General features: G+C 65.1%; 16 protein-coding genes. 7 read left to right on the top strand and 9 right to left on the bottom strand.

Going from position 1 to position 17,420, the window contains the following annotated elements; genetic code table 11:
• Window positions 1-2: 2 nt before the first annotated feature.
• A complete protein-coding gene (locus JOF44_RS20315; protein WP_114306462.1) occupies window positions 3-251 on the top strand; it encodes a toxin-antitoxin system HicB family antitoxin in 249 nt (82 codons plus the stop codon).
• A gap of 326 nt (window positions 252-577) precedes the next feature.
• On the top strand, window positions 578-1,276 hold the full coding sequence (locus tag JOF44_RS20310) for a hypothetical protein (protein WP_209896319.1): 699 nt from the start codon (window positions 578-580) through the stop codon (window positions 1,274-1,276).
• Window positions 1,277-1,369: 93 nt separating this feature from the next.
• On the opposite strand, the gene JOF44_RS20305 is transcribed toward JOF44_RS20310, so the two are convergent.
• Window positions 1,370-1,909 (bottom strand): hypothetical protein, encoded by a 540-nt coding sequence (locus tag JOF44_RS20305; RefSeq protein WP_209896317.1) that lies wholly within the window; start codon window positions 1,907-1,909, stop codon window positions 1,370-1,372.
• A gap of 709 nt (window positions 1,910-2,618) precedes the next feature.
• Here JOF44_RS20305 and JOF44_RS20300 point away from each other — a divergent pair.
• The 3 genes from JOF44_RS20300 to JOF44_RS20290 are packed head-to-tail and all read left to right on the top strand — an operon-like array spanning window position 2,619 to window position 5,353.
• Window positions 2,619-3,527 (top strand): DUF2268 domain-containing putative Zn-dependent protease, encoded by a 909-nt coding sequence (locus tag JOF44_RS20300; protein WP_209896315.1) that lies wholly within the window; start codon window positions 2,619-2,621, stop codon window positions 3,525-3,527.
• 29 nt (window positions 3,528-3,556) lie between these two features.
• The gene (locus tag JOF44_RS20295; protein ID WP_209896313.1) at window positions 3,557-4,324 is read left to right on the top strand and encodes a MerR family transcriptional regulator; all 768 of its coding nucleotides are present in this window, start codon (window positions 3,557-3,559) and stop codon (window positions 4,322-4,324) included.
• 42 nt (window positions 4,325-4,366) lie between these two features.
• Entirely contained in the window at window positions 4,367-5,353 is a 987-nt protein-coding gene (locus JOF44_RS20290; RefSeq protein ID WP_209896311.1) for an IS481 family transposase, read from the top strand.
• Here the strand turns inward: JOF44_RS20290 and JOF44_RS20285 are convergent.
• Window positions 5,350-6,277 (bottom strand): IS5 family transposase gene (locus tag JOF44_RS20285; protein WP_209896308.1). Its coding sequence is split into 2 segments (ribosomal slippage): window positions 5,350-5,925 and window positions 5,927-6,277, totalling 927 coding nucleotides; the frame shifts between segments, so codons are not numbered across the junction. The two genes, JOF44_RS20290 and JOF44_RS20285, sit on opposite strands and share 4 nt — an antisense overlap.
• A 363-nt stretch (window positions 6,278-6,640) precedes the next feature.
• Here JOF44_RS20285 and JOF44_RS20280 point away from each other — a divergent pair.
• The gene (locus tag JOF44_RS20280) at window positions 6,641-7,234 is read left to right on the top strand and encodes a recombinase family protein (RefSeq protein WP_209896307.1); all 594 of its coding nucleotides are present in this window, start codon (window positions 6,641-6,643) and stop codon (window positions 7,232-7,234) included.
• 961 nt (window positions 7,235-8,195) lie between these two features.
• Here the strand turns inward: JOF44_RS20280 and JOF44_RS21055 are convergent.
• Window positions 8,196-8,330 carry a type IIL restriction-modification enzyme MmeI gene (locus JOF44_RS21055; protein ID WP_281067194.1) on the bottom strand — a complete coding sequence of 45 codons (135 nt, stop codon included), beginning with the start codon at window positions 8,328-8,330 and terminating at the stop codon, window positions 8,196-8,198.
• 66 nt (window positions 8,331-8,396) lie between these two features.
• Between JOF44_RS21055 and JOF44_RS20270 the strand changes: the two genes are divergently transcribed.
• Window positions 8,397-9,535, top strand: a protein-coding gene (locus JOF44_RS20270) for an IS3 family transposase (protein WP_377785306.1) whose coding sequence is annotated in 2 segments (ribosomal slippage) — window positions 8,397-8,679 and window positions 8,679-9,535 — 1,140 coding nt in all. Because the reading frame shifts where the segments join, the coding sequence is not laid out codon by codon here.
• Between the two features lie 172 nt (window positions 9,536-9,707).
• Here the strand turns inward: JOF44_RS20270 and JOF44_RS20265 are convergent.
• The 6 genes from JOF44_RS20265 to JOF44_RS20240 all read right to left on the bottom strand — a co-directional run.
• Window positions 9,708-11,120, bottom strand: a complete 1,413-nt coding sequence (locus JOF44_RS20265; protein ID WP_417281547.1) for an IS1380 family transposase — start codon at window positions 11,118-11,120, stop codon at window positions 9,708-9,710.
• Window positions 11,121-11,245: 125 nt separating this feature from the next.
• Window positions 11,246-13,897: a class I SAM-dependent DNA methyltransferase gene (locus JOF44_RS20260; RefSeq protein ID WP_209896304.1), complete on the bottom strand. Its 2,652-nt coding sequence runs from the start codon at window positions 13,895-13,897 to the stop codon at window positions 11,246-11,248.
• Window positions 13,898-14,115: 218 nt separating this feature from the next.
• Window positions 14,116-14,676: a hypothetical protein gene (locus tag JOF44_RS20255; RefSeq protein ID WP_209896302.1), complete on the bottom strand. Its 561-nt coding sequence runs from the start codon at window positions 14,674-14,676 to the stop codon at window positions 14,116-14,118.
• Window positions 14,677-14,761: 85 nt separating this feature from the next.
• Window positions 14,762-15,715, bottom strand: coding sequence for a carbohydrate ABC transporter permease (locus JOF44_RS20250; protein ID WP_245349650.1), 954 nt, complete (start codon window positions 15,713-15,715; stop codon window positions 14,762-14,764).
• Window position 15,716: 1 nt separating this feature from the next.
• Complete coding sequence (locus JOF44_RS20245) at window positions 15,717-16,490, bottom strand: carbohydrate ABC transporter permease (RefSeq protein ID WP_342591895.1); 774 nt, start codon at window positions 16,488-16,490, stop codon at window positions 15,717-15,719.
• A 264-nt stretch (window positions 16,491-16,754) separates the two neighbouring features.
• Window positions 16,755-17,420: extracellular solute-binding protein (locus JOF44_RS20240; protein WP_209896297.1), on the bottom strand; the 666-nt coding region annotated here is incomplete at its 5' end.

The raw sequence follows: 17,420 nt of genomic DNA, 5'->3' as shown, positions 1-17,420 counted from the left end.
CCATGGCCACCAAACCCGCAGACCGCTTCGCCGCCCGCCCTCGAGCCAACGCCCGCTCGACCGGCAGCGCCAAGGACGCCTTCATCGACCCGTCCTCGCTGGCAGCCGACGAGATGAGCAAGCTGACCATCCGACTCCTGAAGTCGCTCCACAAGGACGTGAAGGCTGCGGCTCTCGCCGAGGACGTCAGCGTTCAGGAATGGATCCAGGACGCCATCAATCAGAAGCTCGCCAACAAGACAGCTCACTGACAACCCAGCATGCCAGCACGCCAGCACACCCGAGGAAGCCGCGATGAGCGCCGCCGCAGTCATGCCGACAAGGCTGGCGGGAGACGCCTCCCCCTCCTGGTCGTCGCCCCGGCCGTGGTGATCGCGGGCGCCGTCGCTCTCGTGCTGGTCCTGCAGTAGCCATCATGACGGCATGCTGGCCCCTCCAGCATTCCGGCACCGCATCCTCAGAGGAGGCCCGTCATGGACCGCACACCCCGCCTACCGAACTGCGACAACACGCGCCGTTGGCTCAGAGCCTCTCGGTACAGTGATGGTCGTCTCTGTAACTGGCCTGGGGGATCCACGTGGCACGCCGTACCCGCAGAGCGAGCAAGGACCAGCTCGCCGAACGCACCCAGGACGTCTCTGGCGACAAGTTCACCATCCAGCTGCACGACCAGACCTACCGCGAACGCGTCAAAGCCGGCGAGGCCATCACCCACTGGGTCCGCGACACCCACTTCCGCGCCGAACACATGAACGACCGCGACCTCGGCCAGATCGGCACCCTCGCCGGCCACTCCATCCACGCCACCGTCATCGGCACGGTCAACAGCGGCCAGCCACCCCACAACCCCCGCATCCACCTCCACGTCCCCGGCACCCTCGAGGACCACGCCGTCAAGATGACTGCCGCCGACCTCGCCACCACCGACCACCGCGTCATCACCAGCCTCGAATCCCGCATCACCGCCATCGGCCGCGACGCCGCCGGCTTCGAGCGCCAACTTCCCCAGCGGGAGACCGAACTGGCCGAAGCCGAGAAGAACCTCGGCCAGCCCTTCAAGCACGCCCACCTCCTCACCCTCACCCGCGAACAGCTCGCCACCGTCGACCAGAAGATGGCCGCCCGCGACGACGACCACGCACCCGAGGAACCCACCGAACCCACGCTCCCTGCAGCACCATCGGCCAGCACGCCGCCACGACAGCATGACAGCATGCCGGCACGCCAGCACTGGCGACAGCCCACCCCCGCCAACGACCAGGGCTACGGCCGCTGACAAGGAGAAGGCAAGGACGCTTGCGTCCGCGGCAGCACCACAGTCGGGCCAGGAGCTCCACACCACGCAGCTGGCGCGATGTGACTACCCCACCTACGGGCGGTGCATGGGCCTGAAGGTCGAGCTGAGGCGGTAGTGCTTGCTCTCGTTACGGGGCATCCCCTCCAAGCGGTGAGCGCTGCCCGAAGTGCTCAGGTCCAGCAAAACTCCCTGCATAACTAGCTCCTGCAGCCCCCGCTTGCGGGTGGCATCCGAGATCCCAAAGACCTCCTTGGACGTCTTGGGGCGAAAGACGACCGACTCAAACGAGCCAGCCTCTCCATCCCATCGTGAGACCGAAAGCGCGGCAAGCAGCATGGTCAGCCCCGGCGTCTCAAGCCGAGCGATGACCCCCTGGGTCCACAGCACCTCCGGGACCCGGAAGTAGAGGTCGTTCTGCTCTTTGGCCCCGGTGGGGATCGTGTAGTCGCGGCCACTGCCGTCCTCGCGCAGCAGTTTGATGCGTCGAGTCTCCCGGCCAGCCCCTGTCGGCTCGGCGAAGAAGTTCTGCGCTACGAGCGTCCGCTGAGCGTTCCGCACCGACCTCGCGCCAGCAGTTGTCGGGTCCGGAAGCCCCAGCAGTTCCGCCCACATGCTCGGCGTCCGGAACGTCTCGAACGGAGAGCGGGAGCCCGCCACCCAGATCGAAGACAGCAGCAACCCCAAGCGGACACGACCACCAGGACCACCCCTCCCGCGCGAACCAGCACTGATCACAGTGATCAGCGGACTCGGAGCACCCTGCTTGTCGGGGGAGAGGACGAACTCTCTCCGCACAGGCGCTCCAGCCCCCTGGCGTCCCCGCAAAGAGGAAGCCAACTGGGAAGCAACCCTCACCTGGGCCTGCGCAATCGACTCCATCACAGCAACCTCCACGGCTAGCAATTTTTGCATCGAGGGACTACGCTAAGTAGTAATAAAAGTTCTAATATTAAGGGTGCTGACTCTGCCTACAGCGGATCTGACTCTACCGTTGGGTGTTGACTTGGCGCAAGAGCCGCTGCATACTTGAGGGCGGAGACATCCAGTAGTGATGGGTGGCGCTCCGGTTGACTCTTTCGCCCCCAGGTACGGGGTGAACCGAACGTCACCCGGCCTGTGAAGCGGCCAGGTATGTCGCGAAGTACAGGCCGGCACAGACGGTCGAGTCCCCGGAACTGCCTTTGCTCTAGAAGAGGCGGTGCAGCAACGCTGCACCGCCTCTTCCTGCATCAGGGGTATCGCGGCTAGCTGTACTGACCGGGGACATTGATCGAGGAAACGGTTGACCTTGTCGTAGCGTCAACGTTTACGGTCGCTTGTCATGACCATTTCAATGATTGACAGTGCCTCGAGCATGAACCGAGTCCTGACGGCGGACGCGAAGGATCGCGCCGACCTCATCCGTGACATGTGGGCTCCGATGGCCGGGATGTACCACTTCATCCCCGGCGGCGTGGACATGGCCACCGTGCACCAGCAGAACTTCGGCTTCCGTCCGGACTCCGCGATCGAGCAGGTCCGCGAAGGTCTGGAATCCCTTGTCGCGGCCGATGCGTGGACCCGCATCGAGAAGGCCCTCGAGGACGGGGTCGCAGCGTTGACGTCTGCCGATCCGGGTGTGACCATCCCCGACCTGAACGTGCTGCTCGTCCTGGGAGATCCGACCAGCCAGCACTTCGTCGACGAGGTGCAAGGGATGTCAGGGTTCGGCGGCATCAGCGGCTACATCGCCATCACCGTCTGGCCCACCTCGCGCGTTCTCGATCGCCTTGAGGCGATCGCGGTCCACGAACTGCACCACAACGTGCGCTATTCACCCGGCGGGATCGTGTGGGACCCACAGACGGTGATGGTTGGCGAGCACGTTGTGTCCGAAGGGCTCGCCGACGTTTTCGCGTCCGAGTTGTATGGCGACGCCGGCTACACCCACTTCGTGCGCGATGAAACCCGCTCCGACGACCAAGTCTTGGCGAAGGTTGCCAGCGGCCTGGGTGTCACAGGAATGGCAGACTTCGCCGCCTGGGTGCTGGGCGACTCCAGCGCACAACTGTTCGGTGCCGTGCCTGTCGGCTTGCCGACCGGGGCCGGTTATGCAGCCGGTGCTCGGCTTGTCCGCGAATACCTCGACGCCACGGGCACCACGGCCGCCCAAAACGTCCGCGCTCCCGCGTCCGGGATCCTGCGCGTTGCGCTGCCACGGCTGGGCCTGACCACAGACGCGGCACACTGAGCAGCACGTCGATCGACAGGAGCCCGGTGATGGAATGGACGGTGCACGAGCTCGCTGAACGCGCAGGCATCAGCGGCCGCACGCTGCGCCACTATCACCGCATCGGGCTGCTTGAACCCGATCGCGTCGGGTCCAACGGCTACCGCTACTACGGTCCCGACGCGGTCGCGCGCCTGCAACGCATCCTTCTGCTTCGCGACACGGGTATGCCACTGGCCGGCATCTCCGCAGTGCTCGACGCCCCCGAGACGCCGACCGCCGAGGTCGAAGCGCTCGAGGCCCACCTGACACAGCTCGCCGAGGACCGCGAGGCCCTGGACCGGCGCATCAGCGCGGTCGAGCACACCCTGCAGATGCGCCGAGAGGGCCGTGAACCGCGCATGGATGTGATGCTCGAAGGCTTCAACGACCGCTACGAGGCCGAGGTCGTACGCCGGTGGGGGCGCGAGGCCTTCGCCGCGTCGAACCGGTGGTGGCATGCCAAGTCCGTGGAACAGCAACGCGACTGGCAGGCCAACGCCCAGGCCCTGCTCACACGGTGGGCAGAAATCCACGAAGCCGGCCACGTACCTGGCTCACCAGTTGCTCAAGCGCACGCTGCCGACCACGTGGCCTGGTTCGCTGACATCCCCGGGACACCCACCCACGCCGGCGATGCCGAACGATCCGCCGCAATGCTGCGAGGCATGGCCGACCTCTACGAAACCAACCCCGACTTCCACCAAACCTTCGGCAGCCCAGAAGCCGCGCAGTTCGCCGCGAACGCACTGCGAATCCACGTGCAGCATCCGGCCTGACAGCGGCGGATGCCGCGGCGCCGTCCCGGACCGAAAGATGCCATGTCCCATCCCAACGCTGCCCTCACACCGCGTCACCGTCTGAAGGTTGCCCAACTCGTCGTCGAGGAGGGCTGGCCGATCAGTGAGGTCGCCGCCCGATTCCAGGTCTCGTGGCCGACCGTGAAGCGCTGGGTCGACCGCTACCGCGCCGGCGAGCCCATGCACGACCGGTCCTCGCGCCCGAAGAGCTCGCCGAACAAGACGAGCAAGCCCGTCACGAAGCGGTGCGTCAACCTGCGGATCAGGTTGCGGGAAGGGCCAGTTCAACTATCAGCGAGGCTCGGGATCGCGCCCTCCACCGTCCACCGCATCCTCACCACTGCTCGATTGAATCGGCTGTCGCACGTCGACCGGGCGACCGGCGAACCGATCCGTCGTTACGAGCACGCGCACCCCGGGTCGCTGGTGCACGTGGACGTGAAGAAGCTGGGGAACATCCCCGACGGCGGTGGCTGGCGCTACGTCGGCCGACGCCAAGGCGACCGCAACCGCGTCGCCACGCCGGACAAGCCACGCAATCAGCACGGCGGACCCAAGCTGGGCTACGCCTACGTCCACACCGTGATCGACGACCACTCCCGCGTCGCGTACACCGAGATCCACGACGACGAGACTGCTGTCACTGCCGTTGGCGTCATGCACCGAGCTGTCGGCTGGTTCGCCGAGCGTGGGGTCACGATCGAGCGAGTACTGTCCGACAACGGCGGTGCCTACCGGTCGCATCTGTGGCGCGGTACCTGCGAGGCGCTGTCGATCCGTCCGAGGTACACGCGCCCATATCGCCCGCAGACGAACGGGAAGGTCGAGCGCTTCCACCGCACAATGGCCGACGGGTGGGCTTACGCCCGCTGCTACCGCTCAGAGGCAGAACGACGCGACGCTCTCGAGTCATGGCTGCATCACTACAACCATCACCGACCCCACACGGCCTGCGCCAACCAGCCGCCCTTCACGCGGTTGATCAATGTCCCCGGTCAGTACACCTAGGGCATGTCTGACAAATGTGCGGTCCAGGCGATCACCGCGTTGAGCACCACCGCGGCCCGATAGGTCAGCGCGTGCTTGTCATAGCGAGTCGCGATCCCGCGCCACTGCTTGATGTGGCAGTAGCGGCGTTCGACGACATTGCGGCCGCGGTAGGCGTTCGGGTCGAAGTTCGGCGGCCGGCCGCCGGCTGATCCGCGCCGCAGCCGATGACCTTTCTGGTCCTCGGGCTCGGGGATGTGGGCGGTGATGCCCCTGGCGCGCAGGTGCTTGCGGATCGCGCGCGAGGAGTAGGCCTTGTCGCCGCAGAGTGCATCCGGCCGGGTCCGTGGCCGCCCGAGGCGGCGGCCGACCTTCAACTGCTGCAGCAGCGGCAGAAGCATCGGCGAGTCGCCGGCCTGACCGGGACTCAGCAGCACCACCAGCGGCAGCCCACGGCCGTCGACGAGCTGGTGGATCTTCGTCGAGAGCCCGCCGCGCGAGCGGCCCAGGGCATGATCAGGCGGCTCTGGGGCCGGCCGGTCCGGCTGGGTCTGGGGCTGGGTCTGCTGATTCGTGTAGTTCGATCCAGCCCCCTGTGTGGCGGCTGACGTTGGTCGCGTGCTGATGGGCGCGAGCGATCGTCGAGTCCACCGAGACCGTCCAGTCGATCTGTCCTGCTTCGTCGGCTGCCGCGGTCAGCCGCTCCAGCACCCGGTCCCAGGTGCCGTCAGCGGCCATGCGCCGGTGCCAGGTCCAGACCGTCTGCCAGGGACCGAAGACCTCGGGCAGATCGCGCCAGGCGATGCCGGTCCGATACCGGTAGATGATCGCCTCGACCATGGTCCGCGCGTCGGCGAAGGGCCTGCCCTTGCGGCCTGTGGGGCGGGGCAGCATGTCGGCGATCATCGACCACTGGGCATCGGAGAGCACCTGGAACCTCGACATCTGGCCAGTCTCGCAGGACGGGCGCTGCATATTTGTCAGACATGCCCTAGGTCAGCTCCGAGACCACGCTCTTGCGAACTTCGCCCACCGCTCTTCCGAACGCACCCTGTTCGACCCCAACGGAGAGACACCAGATTGACACGAGGCGCACCGCGCCAAGTAGCGCTGCGAAAACCCCGCCATCAACCGTGCACACCCACACGCGCAGGGCCTTCGAGGGACCGGTGTCGCAATGGGGTATACCCCAACATGACACCTCGCGATCAGAGCGCTTGCGGTTCCCAATAGGGTCGCTGGTGGCGATTTCATGACACATCTGCTTAGCCAAAGGCGCCGACCATCCTTGTGCGACACACTGGCCCCATGCCAACCACGCAGCGCGTCGCCTACGTCCGAGTCTCATCCGCCGGCCAGAACCTCGACCGGCAGCTCGAGGCCGTCGGAGAGGTCGACAAGACCTACAGCGAGTACCAGTCCGCCGCCACCGCCTCCGAACGCCCCGAACTGCAGAAGGCCATCAAGTACGTGCGCGAGGGGGACACCCTCGTCGTCGCCTCCATCGACCGGCTCGCCCGGTCCCTGCGCGACATGCTCACGATCATGGAAGAGCTCGAGCAGAAGGGCGTCACCGTCGAGTTCTGCACCCAAGGGCTCACGATCCGACCCGGTGGGGGAGACCTCACCACCCGACTGATCCTCCACATCATCACCGCGGTGGCGCAGTCCGAGCGCGAGATGATCCGGGAGCGACAGGCTGAGGGGATCGCGATCGCGAAGAAGACCCCCGGCAAGTACCCGGGACGCAAGCGCCGGCTCAACAATGACCAGATCCGCGAGATCCGCAACGCCGTCGCCGCCGGAGTCCCCAAAGCCCAGATTGCACGTACCTACGGCATCAGTCGAAACACGCTGTACCGGTACCTGGAGCATCCATCCCCCGGGCCTCTCTACCCCTAGTCGCTCTATCATTTGAGCCGAGCACATAACTCGGCTACGACGATTGGAAGACTCGTGCAGATAGAAATTTCGACGGCAAAGGGCAAGCAGGTTACGCGGCTCGGCTGGCTGACCCCTGGCGACGGGGACAGAATGATTGAGTTGGCAAGTGTCGACATCCTTGAGACTGGCCTCATGATCACCTCGGGAGGGCCGGCGCAGCAGCACGACGGTTCCACAGAGTCTCCCCAGTCGCTCATCCGGCGCATTGGGAGTATCGCGATGACCCATCGCGACACGTTGCTGCGAGTCGAGTGCCTCGGGGGCACGACGGTCCTTCACCTGCCGGGCAGACACCCGGCGATCACATTCGAGGCGTAACGCCAATTCCGCGACGGGTGCCTCGCCGCTGCCGGGCACTTCGCGCAGGTTCATCTCCCGAGACGCTTCCTAGCCGTCATCCGGGAGAGGCCCAACGACACGCCATGAGGTAGATGCCAGAGAAGTGGGCGTGAGGCCTTGTGACCAGCACAAAGAAGCGCCCCCGGCTCAATCGAGCGGAGGGCGCATTCTGAAACGTCACGGAGTGTACAGCAATGTGATACACTTCTCCATGGCCCAGTGTGCAACCACTCGGGCCATGTCTTACACCCACCGAAGGAGGTCGTATTGATGTCTCTCGCTGCGGCGGGGGCGATGCTAGTCAGGCGTCTCTCCTACTGTAGCAGTCTCATCACCTGCAAAACAAGCGTTTTTGCTCGTATACCAGGCAACGGCTCCTTCCTGACAGATAGGAGCAGGCTATGACGATCACTGTGATCCTCATGCTCGATCCGGTCACTGTGGCGGCGATGATCACGCTCATCGCTGCACTCGTGCCCGTGATCGACAAGCGTGTCACCGCCTCACAGCGCAAGGACTGACGCACAGCAAGTGCCCGCGTCTCCCCATTGGGGGAGATGCGGGCACTTCGCGCGGAGCCTCAGCTGGACGGCTCCGTGGCCATCGCGGCGTACTGGTCGAACAGCAGCTTGCTGCGCTCGTCGTTCGAGGTCATCTTTCTCTTCGCTCCGAACGCTCGATCGACCAGTCTGTCCAGGGCATCGTGAGCCTTCACCAGAGCAGGGTGGGCTTACCCTTCTGATGTTGACGCCTGAGATAGCGGGTCGTGCTGGCCTGCGGGATGGTTGTCGTGATGAGCAAGCGGAAGAGGTACACGCCGGAGTACCGCCGAGAGGCAGCAGCTCTGGTGCTGGATACGGACCGGCCGATCGCGCATGTGGCCGAGGAGATCGACGTGGGTGCGCAGTTGCTGGGTCGCTGGGTCCAGCAAGAACGCGAGCGCCGGGGCCCGGCTCCGGGCCCGGAAGTGCCGTTGGCGGCCGACGAGCGGGAAGAGTTGAAGCGTCTGCGGCGGCGGGTCCATGAGCTGGAGACGGACAATGAGTTCCTGGGAAAAGCAGCCGCCTTCTTCGCGTCGAAGCCACCACGGCGGAACGGTTCGAGCTGATGGACGCGGAGAAGGCGAACTTCGAGATCACCCGCATGGCGCGGCTTCTGGGTGTGACTCGGCAGGGCTACTACGCCTGGCAGCGCCGTCGCCAGCATGGCCCCGGGTCGAGGGCTCAGCGGCGGACGGTGATCGACCGGAAGACGGTCGCCGCGTCCATGCGTCGTCAGGGACTGGAGGGCATCAGCCCGAGCATGTTCACCCCGGTGACGACGATCCAAGATCCCGCCGCCCGAGGCTTCGCGGATCACGCCCAGCGGCGATGGGACCAGGGACGCCTCGATGCCATCTGGATCAGCGACATCACGTATCTGCGAACCGGCGAGGGCTGGCTCTACCTCGCCGCGGTCCGTGACGGGCACTCCCGGCGCGTGCTGGGCTGGGCGATGGACGAGTGTCAGGACGCCGGTCTCGTTGACCGCGCGCTGCGGATGGCACGAACCCTGCGCAGGGATGTCCCAGATGACCTTGTGTTTCACGCTGATCGCGGCACCCAGTACACGTCAAAGACCCTGTTCGAGACCTGCGAGGAGCTGGGGATCCGCCAGTCCATGGGACGGACCGGGGTGTGCTGGGACAACGCGATGGCCGAGTCGTTCTGGGCCACGCTGAAGACTGAGTTCTACGACCGGCGCTCTTGGCCGACCCGGGCCGAAGCGCGTCGCGAGGTCGCTCGCTGGATCGAGATCGTCTTCAACCGTCGCCGGCTGCACTCCAGCCTCGACTACACCAGCCCGGTCGCGTTCGAGAACGCCATCGACCGCGACCAGGCCGAGACCGAAGAACACACAGACCAGGCTCAAGCAGCTTAACCTCGAAATTTCATGACGCCCGTGAGTGGGGTGGGCCGGCGTCGTTGCCGGTGTTCAGCTGCTGATTCTGGCATCTGGGTGTGACGATCTGTCGCAGTGTCCGTTGCGGGCGGTCGGGTTCCACGCCCGAGGTCGTGCAGCTGGAGATCGTAGGGACGGCTGAGTCGTCTGGTCAGGTCTGGGCGACGGCGGTGCGGAGCCGGTTGACGCCGGTCAGGACGGTGGAGGCTTCCGGGGCGTGCCGGGCGAGGTGGAGGACCTTGTGTCGGCAGCGCCGCACGAGCGTCGCGGGGATCTCGAACAACCGCGCGCGGAGTCGTTTGGGCTCCCATCTCCTTGCGTCGCCGCTGGTGAAGGCGATGGTCTGCATCCAGGCGACAAGCTCAGAGGCGAGCTGGACGATCTGGCACCAGATCTGGTTCTGCGCGAATCCCTGCAGCGGGAACTTCTCAAGGCCCATGTCCTTCGCGTTGCGAATCCGGTCCTCGCAGCGCGCGCGGCGACGGTGACGCAGCTCGAGAACGGGGAGCTGTCCGCGGCTGGTGTTGGTCGCGAACGCGGTGATCCGCATCCCGTCGTGGTCAGTGATTCGCAGCTGTGCCCCGGGGTGCGGTCGTTCTTTCCGCACGATGACGCGCATCCCGTCGGGCCAGCCTGCGAGGTCCAGCAGCCCGGTGAGGTCTGCGACCCAGGCCCCGTCTCGAATCCCGTCATCGTCGCTGTCATAGGCCGGCGTCCACGCGTCTGCTTCGTCAACTCGTTTCAGCAGGTCAGGAGTATGTGCGGGGAGGGTGAACCCGACCGAGTAGGCCAGACGCCGCGTGGTCAGCCACTGGATGTAGTCCTTGGTGCCGCCGGCTCCGTCGGTGCGGATCAGGATCTTCTTCGACCCCCGCCCGCCCCGGCCCAGCAGGGCTGGCGGGAGCTGGGCGAGAGCCTCGCGCGTGACGGCGATGTGATCGGCGGCGGTGTTCGATCCCGCGTTGCCCGGGCGCAGGGCGATGGCGAGGGGTTCCCCGGTGCCGGCCTGTCCGTGATCGAGGAACGCGCATAGAGGGTGATAGCCGAACCCGCGTTTGAACGTCGGTGAGGCCTGCTCCTTCTCACTGTGAACGTTGATCAGTGTGGCATCAAGGTCGATGACCAGCGGGTTCTTCGCGCTGACCCCGTGGCCAGGGGCGTGGTCACCGGCCATGGTCCAGGCTCGTTCGCGCGCGGCACGGCGAGCCCTCGAGATCGCCTCGACCACCGCCGGGGCGTCCTGGGCCAAGGTAGTGAGTGTGCGGGAGATCGTCGGCGCAGAGGCGACGGACCCGAACAGTCCCGGCTCGCACCGCAGCAGGTCAGTGTCGCGGGCGACTTCCCCGCCGATCGCGAGAGTCATCGCGAGGTCCAGCAGGACTTTCGCGGCGTGATGCTCGGCCAGCGGTTTCGTCCAGGGACCCAGCGCTTCGCGCAGCGAAGCGGCCAGGCCAGTGGCATGGAGCGTGTCGGTCAGCAGCACCGCACCCGCCTGCGAGACCGCCGGGACCTCAGCGATGTCCACGCGCGGACGGGGGTAGAAGAACAAGGTAGGCTGGGACACCTGAAAGGTGCTCCTTCCGGTGGATCGATACGAGCTTCAACACCCCGTATCATTCCAGGTCAGGAGCACCTTTCTCCATGCCGTCCGCCGGTCGGGACCACGCCCCCATGAAATCCCGAGGTTAATCAACCGTCAACAACTTGCGGGCAGGCCCAAGGGTCCATCGCTAGAGGGTTGTAGTGCTCAGCCAGTGATCGTTCGGGATGGAGCGCGCGTGCCTCTAGCACTCCGTGACCGGCCGTCGCGATCGCCTCGCGAGCGGACGGCGACACAGAGGGTAGGGGGAGGGTGTACCAGGTCAGCGTCGAAGCGAATCGTAGGCTCGACCCCAGGCGGCCACCGATGGCCTTCTGCCAGGTGATGAACATGCTCGAGGACATGATGGCGAACTGGAACCCGTCCGGATCGTTCATCACGAAGTTGGCGTTGCTCGCGATGACGTCTGCGTCGAATAGGGCGACTGGGTAGTAGCGCCGGCCCTCGCCCACATGGATCGGTATGCATGCGTAGTTGGCGTCTTTCTTCGCGAGCTGCCGGAAGAGATGGTGGTGCGGGTACTCGCGGGTAGCGGAAGCTCGGGACGCGCCGCGGAACTCGCGAACGGCTTCAACCCGATCCCGCAGAGTGCGTGACCGGTTCAGGTCCGCGGGGTCCATACCATCCAGCCACAGGCACCAGCGATCCTCATCGTGGATGAGCTCGCGGGCGCCGACGTACTTGCGGACGTACTTCGCTGCAACGGGATCAGCGATGACCTCCGCATACTGGTCGGGCTCGATGATCAGGTTGCCGTCGTCGGTCGGCTTTGATCCGTACTCCACCACAGCAAGGGCCGAGCTCAGAGGCGCCGACCGCTTCTCAACCAGGATGTTCTTCGCGTCCTGGAGGTAGGCGTTGATCCCGATCCTGACCGGAACCTCGTGAGGCTCAGCCTTGGGTCGTTCGTACTCGAACAGGCGCGGATTGGCTTTCGCGTTTTGGGTGTGGCCGACGATGACGCAGTGGACGGCGGCGGCGCCGGGGGCCTCGCTCGACCAGGCGAAGGTCTGGTGGGCGAACTTGATCCGCCAGCCCGCCTCGAAGATCCAGCCGTACAGGCGCGGGACCTGATCGCCCTGAGTGATGGAGTTGGTAGTGACAAAGGCCCACTCGCCCCGGTATCGCGGGTCACGGAACAGGGTGAGGGCCTTGGCGTGCCAGCCGGTCACGTAGTCCATCCGGGACAGAGTCTTGTCTCCGCCCCAGGCGTTATGCAGGTCAGCGAGCTGGTCCGCACCGCGCGTGTTGTCGCCGAGGAAGGGTGGGTTGCCCATGACGTACAGGGAGGTCGTCGGCGGAATGATCTGGGACCAGTCAGCGTGCAGCGCATTGGCGACGGTGATCCGGGCGGAGTCTTGCAGCGGGAGCATCGGCACGGCGTAGCCCAGGGTGAGGTTCACGGCCTGGTTCGCCTGGTGCTCGACCAGGAACATCGCCGTGCGAGCGATGGTGGCCGGCCACTCCTCCAGCTCGATCCCGTAGAACTGCGTCAACGTCACGTGGACGCGGGCGCCGGCGTCTAGCGACAGCTGCGCACGCGTGGGGTCAAGCTGCTGCAGGCGCTCGTGGATACGCAGCTCGAGGCCGCGCAGCTCCCGGTAGGCGATGATCAGGAAGTTCCCGCACCCGCACGCCGGATCGAAGAACGACAGCGACCCCAGGTGCTCAAGCAGCTTCTCCAGCTCGCGCTTCTTCGCGTACGCCTTGGTGAACCGCTCCTCGAGCTCATCGAGGAACAGCGGACGGATGAGCTTCAAAATGTTGGTCTCGGTCGTGTAGTGCTCACCCAGCTCGCGCCGGGCCTTCTTAGACTTCACCGACTGGAACAGCGAGCCGAAGATCGCCGGCGAGATGCTGGACCAGTTGAAGTACGCCGCCTGCAGCAACAGCTCCCGCGAGGCACGGTCGAAATAGGGAATATCGACGGCCTCGCCGAACACCGAGCCGTTGACGTAGGGGAAGGCCATAATCAGGTCGTCGGCGCGCCCGTAGCGGTTGTCCTCCGGACGGTTGAGCGCCTGGTACAGCGTGGTCAACTGCGCGCCGAGGTCGGAGCCGTCCTCGCTGGTGCGCTCCTCGATGTAGCGGGAGAACAGGTCCCGCTCCCACAGACCAGCGTCGTCGGCGTAGAGGCAGAACAGCGTGCGGATGAGGAAGATCGACGCTTGGTGGTCGTCGTAACCGGTGGACTCGAGGTGCTCGTACAGCTTCGCCATCAGCTGCGCGGCCTTGATCGATGCCGCTTCCTGATCGGTCGAGCCGAACTTCGCGCGCCGGTAGCCGGCCAAGAACATGAGGTCCTCGACATGGGCCGGCAGCTCCTCGAGGGAGAACTCGAGCAGCCCATCCTTGCCAGCATCGGCCGTGAGGTCGAGCAGGCGGAAGCTGCGGAAGTCGCTGGTGATCACGAAGTCAGGGCGCTCGTGCTGGGTCAGCGACTCGATGTAGTCCAGTGCCTGCGCCTCGGCCTTGACGAGGTCTGCGCCCGCGGACTTCATCTCGATCAGCGCCGTCCCGGAGATCAATGCGTCGATGTATCCCTGACCGCCCGTGGAAGCGCGCTGCGCGCGCTTCTCGTACACGGCTGCGGTCGAGCGGGTGATGCCGAAGACGCGCAGGAGGTCCCGAACGAACGACTGCGCCTCCCCGCGCTCGTACCCCTCTGCTTCGCGCCACTGCGCCACGAAAGCTCCTGCTCGGGCGCGGATATCGGACAGCACGAGGAGCTTGTGACTCATGGGTACATGATTCCAGCTCCCGGCCCACTCCATGCCCGCTTTGCGCGAGTGCCAGGCGCGGCGGAGCGGTCTGTCACCAGTCGGCCACAGAGCACCGCCTGCTTGTTCACGCTTGGGATCGGCTGTAAGTGTTCGTGGTGCCTGCGTGATTAACCGGAATGTCCCGAGCCGCTGGGGGACGGATCGACCGGTCCAGTGGGACGGTTCAAGGTTCAGTCTTACGAATCCACCGGCCCCCAGAACCTCGCGACCAGGAATGGCGGGAGGCTGAAGCCGAAGGCGATGGTCAGGGGTGCCAGCGCCCACAGCGGGACCACCGTGATGATCGTGGCCGGAGCCAGGAGCGCGCGCACCGGTCGGCGCATCATCAAGGTGAGGGCTGTTCCGGTGACCTCACCACTCGAGGCGGTCAGGTCCTTCGATGCGGCGGTGACCACGTAGGCGCTCAGGGCCGAGACGGCCAGCCAGGTGGGTGGTAGGGAGATGCCGACGAGGAACACGCGGGTGCCTCCTGTCGCCAGGTCCGTGAGGATCAGCGCGTTGGCCGCGATCAGAAGCAGCAGTGCCCACAGTGCGAGCGAGAGGGCCCAGTCGCGCCGCAGCAGGACAGTCGAGGCGCGCAGGGTCTCCCGGAAGGCGCGGTCGGCGTGGGAACGCAGGTCCATGGTGGTGCGGGTGGCGGCGACCAGGGCGGGGACCGTCCCGATCACAGTGAGAATCAGCAGTATCGCCGCCCAGTTGGTGGCAAAGAAAGCTGCCGGGACGGTCAGAGCTCGCACGATCGCGCTCGGGTATTGCGCACCAATCCTGGCGCGGACAGGCTGCTCGGCCCCTGGGTCGGGGGCCGAGCAGTTCACGGGCGTCTCACTTGATGCCGGAGTTGACAAAGCCATTGACGAAATACTTTTGGAAGATGGCGAACAGGATGATCATGGGCACGGCAGCGATGGTGGTGCCGGCCATCAGCAGATGGAAGTCGGTGCCGGCTTCCTGACGGAACACGGATAGGCCCAGCTGGATCACGCGCAGCTGCTCCGAGGTGGTCACCAGCAGGGGCCACAGGAAGTTGTTCCAGCCCTGCTCGAAGGAGAGCAGCGCCACAGTCAGCAGGCCGGGCTTGATCAGCGGGGTGATGATCTTTGCCCAGATCCCGAGCTCGCTGACGCCGTCGATGCGGGCGGCCTCGATGAGCTCCGTGGGGGTGGCGACGTAGAACTGACGCAGCAAGAAGATGTTGAAGGCACTGATCGCCCCTGGGACCACCAGCCCCCACCAGGTGTCGATCCAGCCGCTGCCGCCCTGACCGAAGAGGTTGTTCCCACCGAACAGGGGCATGAACCGCACGATCAGGAACTGCGGGATGACGGTCGCGTAGAAGGGGATCATCATCGAGGCCAGGAAGGCGCCGAAGATCCACGGCGCGGCCGGGAAGCGCATCTTCGCGATTGCGTAGCCGCAGGCTGAGCCGAACACTAGGGTCCCGGTCGTCTGCAGGGCCGCCAGTAGGAAACTGTTGCGGGCGTAGATCGCGAACGGAGCCGCGTTGAACGCCTCGAGGTAGTTGCCCCAGGCCCACTCGCGCGGGATGAGCCCCATATTGGGATCAGCCAGTTCCTGCGGGGTGCGCACCGAGGTCAAGAACATCCACAAGAACGGAGCGGCCATCAGTATCGAGGTGATCGCGAGGACGATGAACAGGATGATCCGGCTGGTGCGTCGTTGGCGGCTCCTGCTGGGGGCCCGGCGGGCCCGCTGCTTCCGGGTGCCGACCGCGCTGTGGTCGAGTTCTTCGGCCACGTGCTGCTGCATGGCGGGCATGTCAGTCATTGTCCGTGCCTCCCACGAGCTTGCGCGAGATGATCGTCAGGACGACCAGCATGATCAGCAAGATGACCGATTGAGCGGTGGCCAGACCCATGCGGAACTGCTGGAAGGCAGTCTGGTAGATCTCATAGGTAATCACCGTGGTGGAGTTGGCGGGGCCCCCGGCGGTGAGGTTGAAGATCAGGTCGAAGGTCTGGAAGTTCCCGATGATGGAGGTAACCAGCACGAAGAACGTGGCTGGTCGCAGCATCGGAACGGTGATGTGCCAGAACTTCCCGATCGTGCCCGCCCCGTCGATCTCCGCGGCCTCGTACAGGTCGCGCGAGATCCCCTGCATCGAGGCTAAGTAGATGAGCATCTTGAGCCCGATCCCCTGCCAGATGGTCACCAGCAGCACCGACATCAGCGAGGTGTTGGGGCTGGTCAGCCACGCAGAGTTCTCGAACCCGAACAGACCCAGTGCGATGTTCGCCAGACCGTTGTCGGTTGGAGCGTAGATCCACAACCAGATCATGGCCACCGCGACGGTTGCGGTGACATGCGGGAGGAACACCATCGTGCGGAAGATGCCCTCACCCTTGAGCCCCTGGTTCAGCATCACGGCCAGGACCAGGGCGATGATCATCGAGATAGGGATGCCCACCACGGCCAAGATCAGGTTGTGGCTGACCGCGCGCCAGAAGATGTCGTCGCGGAAGATCTCCAGGTAGTTCCCGATCCCGTTGAACTCCGGCCGGCTGACCATGTCGTAGGAGGTGAAAGAGAGCACGATCGCAGCGACGACCGGGATGCCGGTCCACAGAGCGACATGGAAGGTGGCTGGGGCAGCCAGGATGAGCCCCCAGCGCTTCTCAGCGCGCCGAGGGCTCCTGCGTCTGCTGCCGGGCGCCCGCCCGCGATCTGTGGCCGTGGGCGGGGACGGCGCTGTCTGAGCAGTAGTCATCTATGGACCTCCAAACGTGGGGCTGATCTCGCACTTCAGCGCACGATGCCGCCCTCGAGAATGCCGAGGGCTGCGAAAAGTGATGACCTTTTACAGACGCGCGATGGCGTCTTCAGCAGCACTCTTTATATTCGAGATTGATTCGGCAGGTGTTTGCGCTCCTGTCACCGCCGACTCGACCTGCGGTCCAATGACTTCGCGGACTTCCATCCAAGCCGGGCTGCCACCCTCGGCGACGTCTGCATAATCAAGGTTGTCCGTAAGAAAGGTGGAAAACCGGTTCGCGGCAAGGTCGGGATCATCCGGGACCTCAGTGATGGAAGGAGCGTTACCGGTGAGCTTCGAAGCGCTGACCAGGTTATCGGGCGAGAACATGTGTTTTACGAAATCGAGAGCTAGTTCTGGATTAGTGGCGTTCTCACCCAAGCTGATCAACGTCCCGCCCAGTAGGAGGCTGGGCTCTTCGCCCGCCACTCCAGGCGTTACGAAGATGCCCATCCGCTCCTCTGTAACGAGCTCGGGAGTTTCCTGTGCCAGAAGGGGCCAGGCGGCGCTTCCAACTAGCTGCAAGGCAACCTCTCCACGTTGGTACGGAGAAGGCTGCCCCTCCGTACCGCGAAGGTCAAAATCCGCAGAACCATCCTCAATGAGGTCGATCATGTACTGCAGTGCTGCCTCACCAGTGCCATCATCGAAAGCCACGGCATCGCCAGCGTCATTGAATAGCGAGCCACCAAAAGCGCCTAGGAACTGGAT

The sequence above is a fragment of the Brachybacterium fresconis genome (assembly GCF_017876515.1).
Lineage (GTDB): Bacteria > Actinomycetota > Actinomycetes > Actinomycetales > Dermabacteraceae > Brachybacterium > Brachybacterium fresconis.
This window is presented reverse-complemented; position numbering and strand designations above follow the sequence as displayed.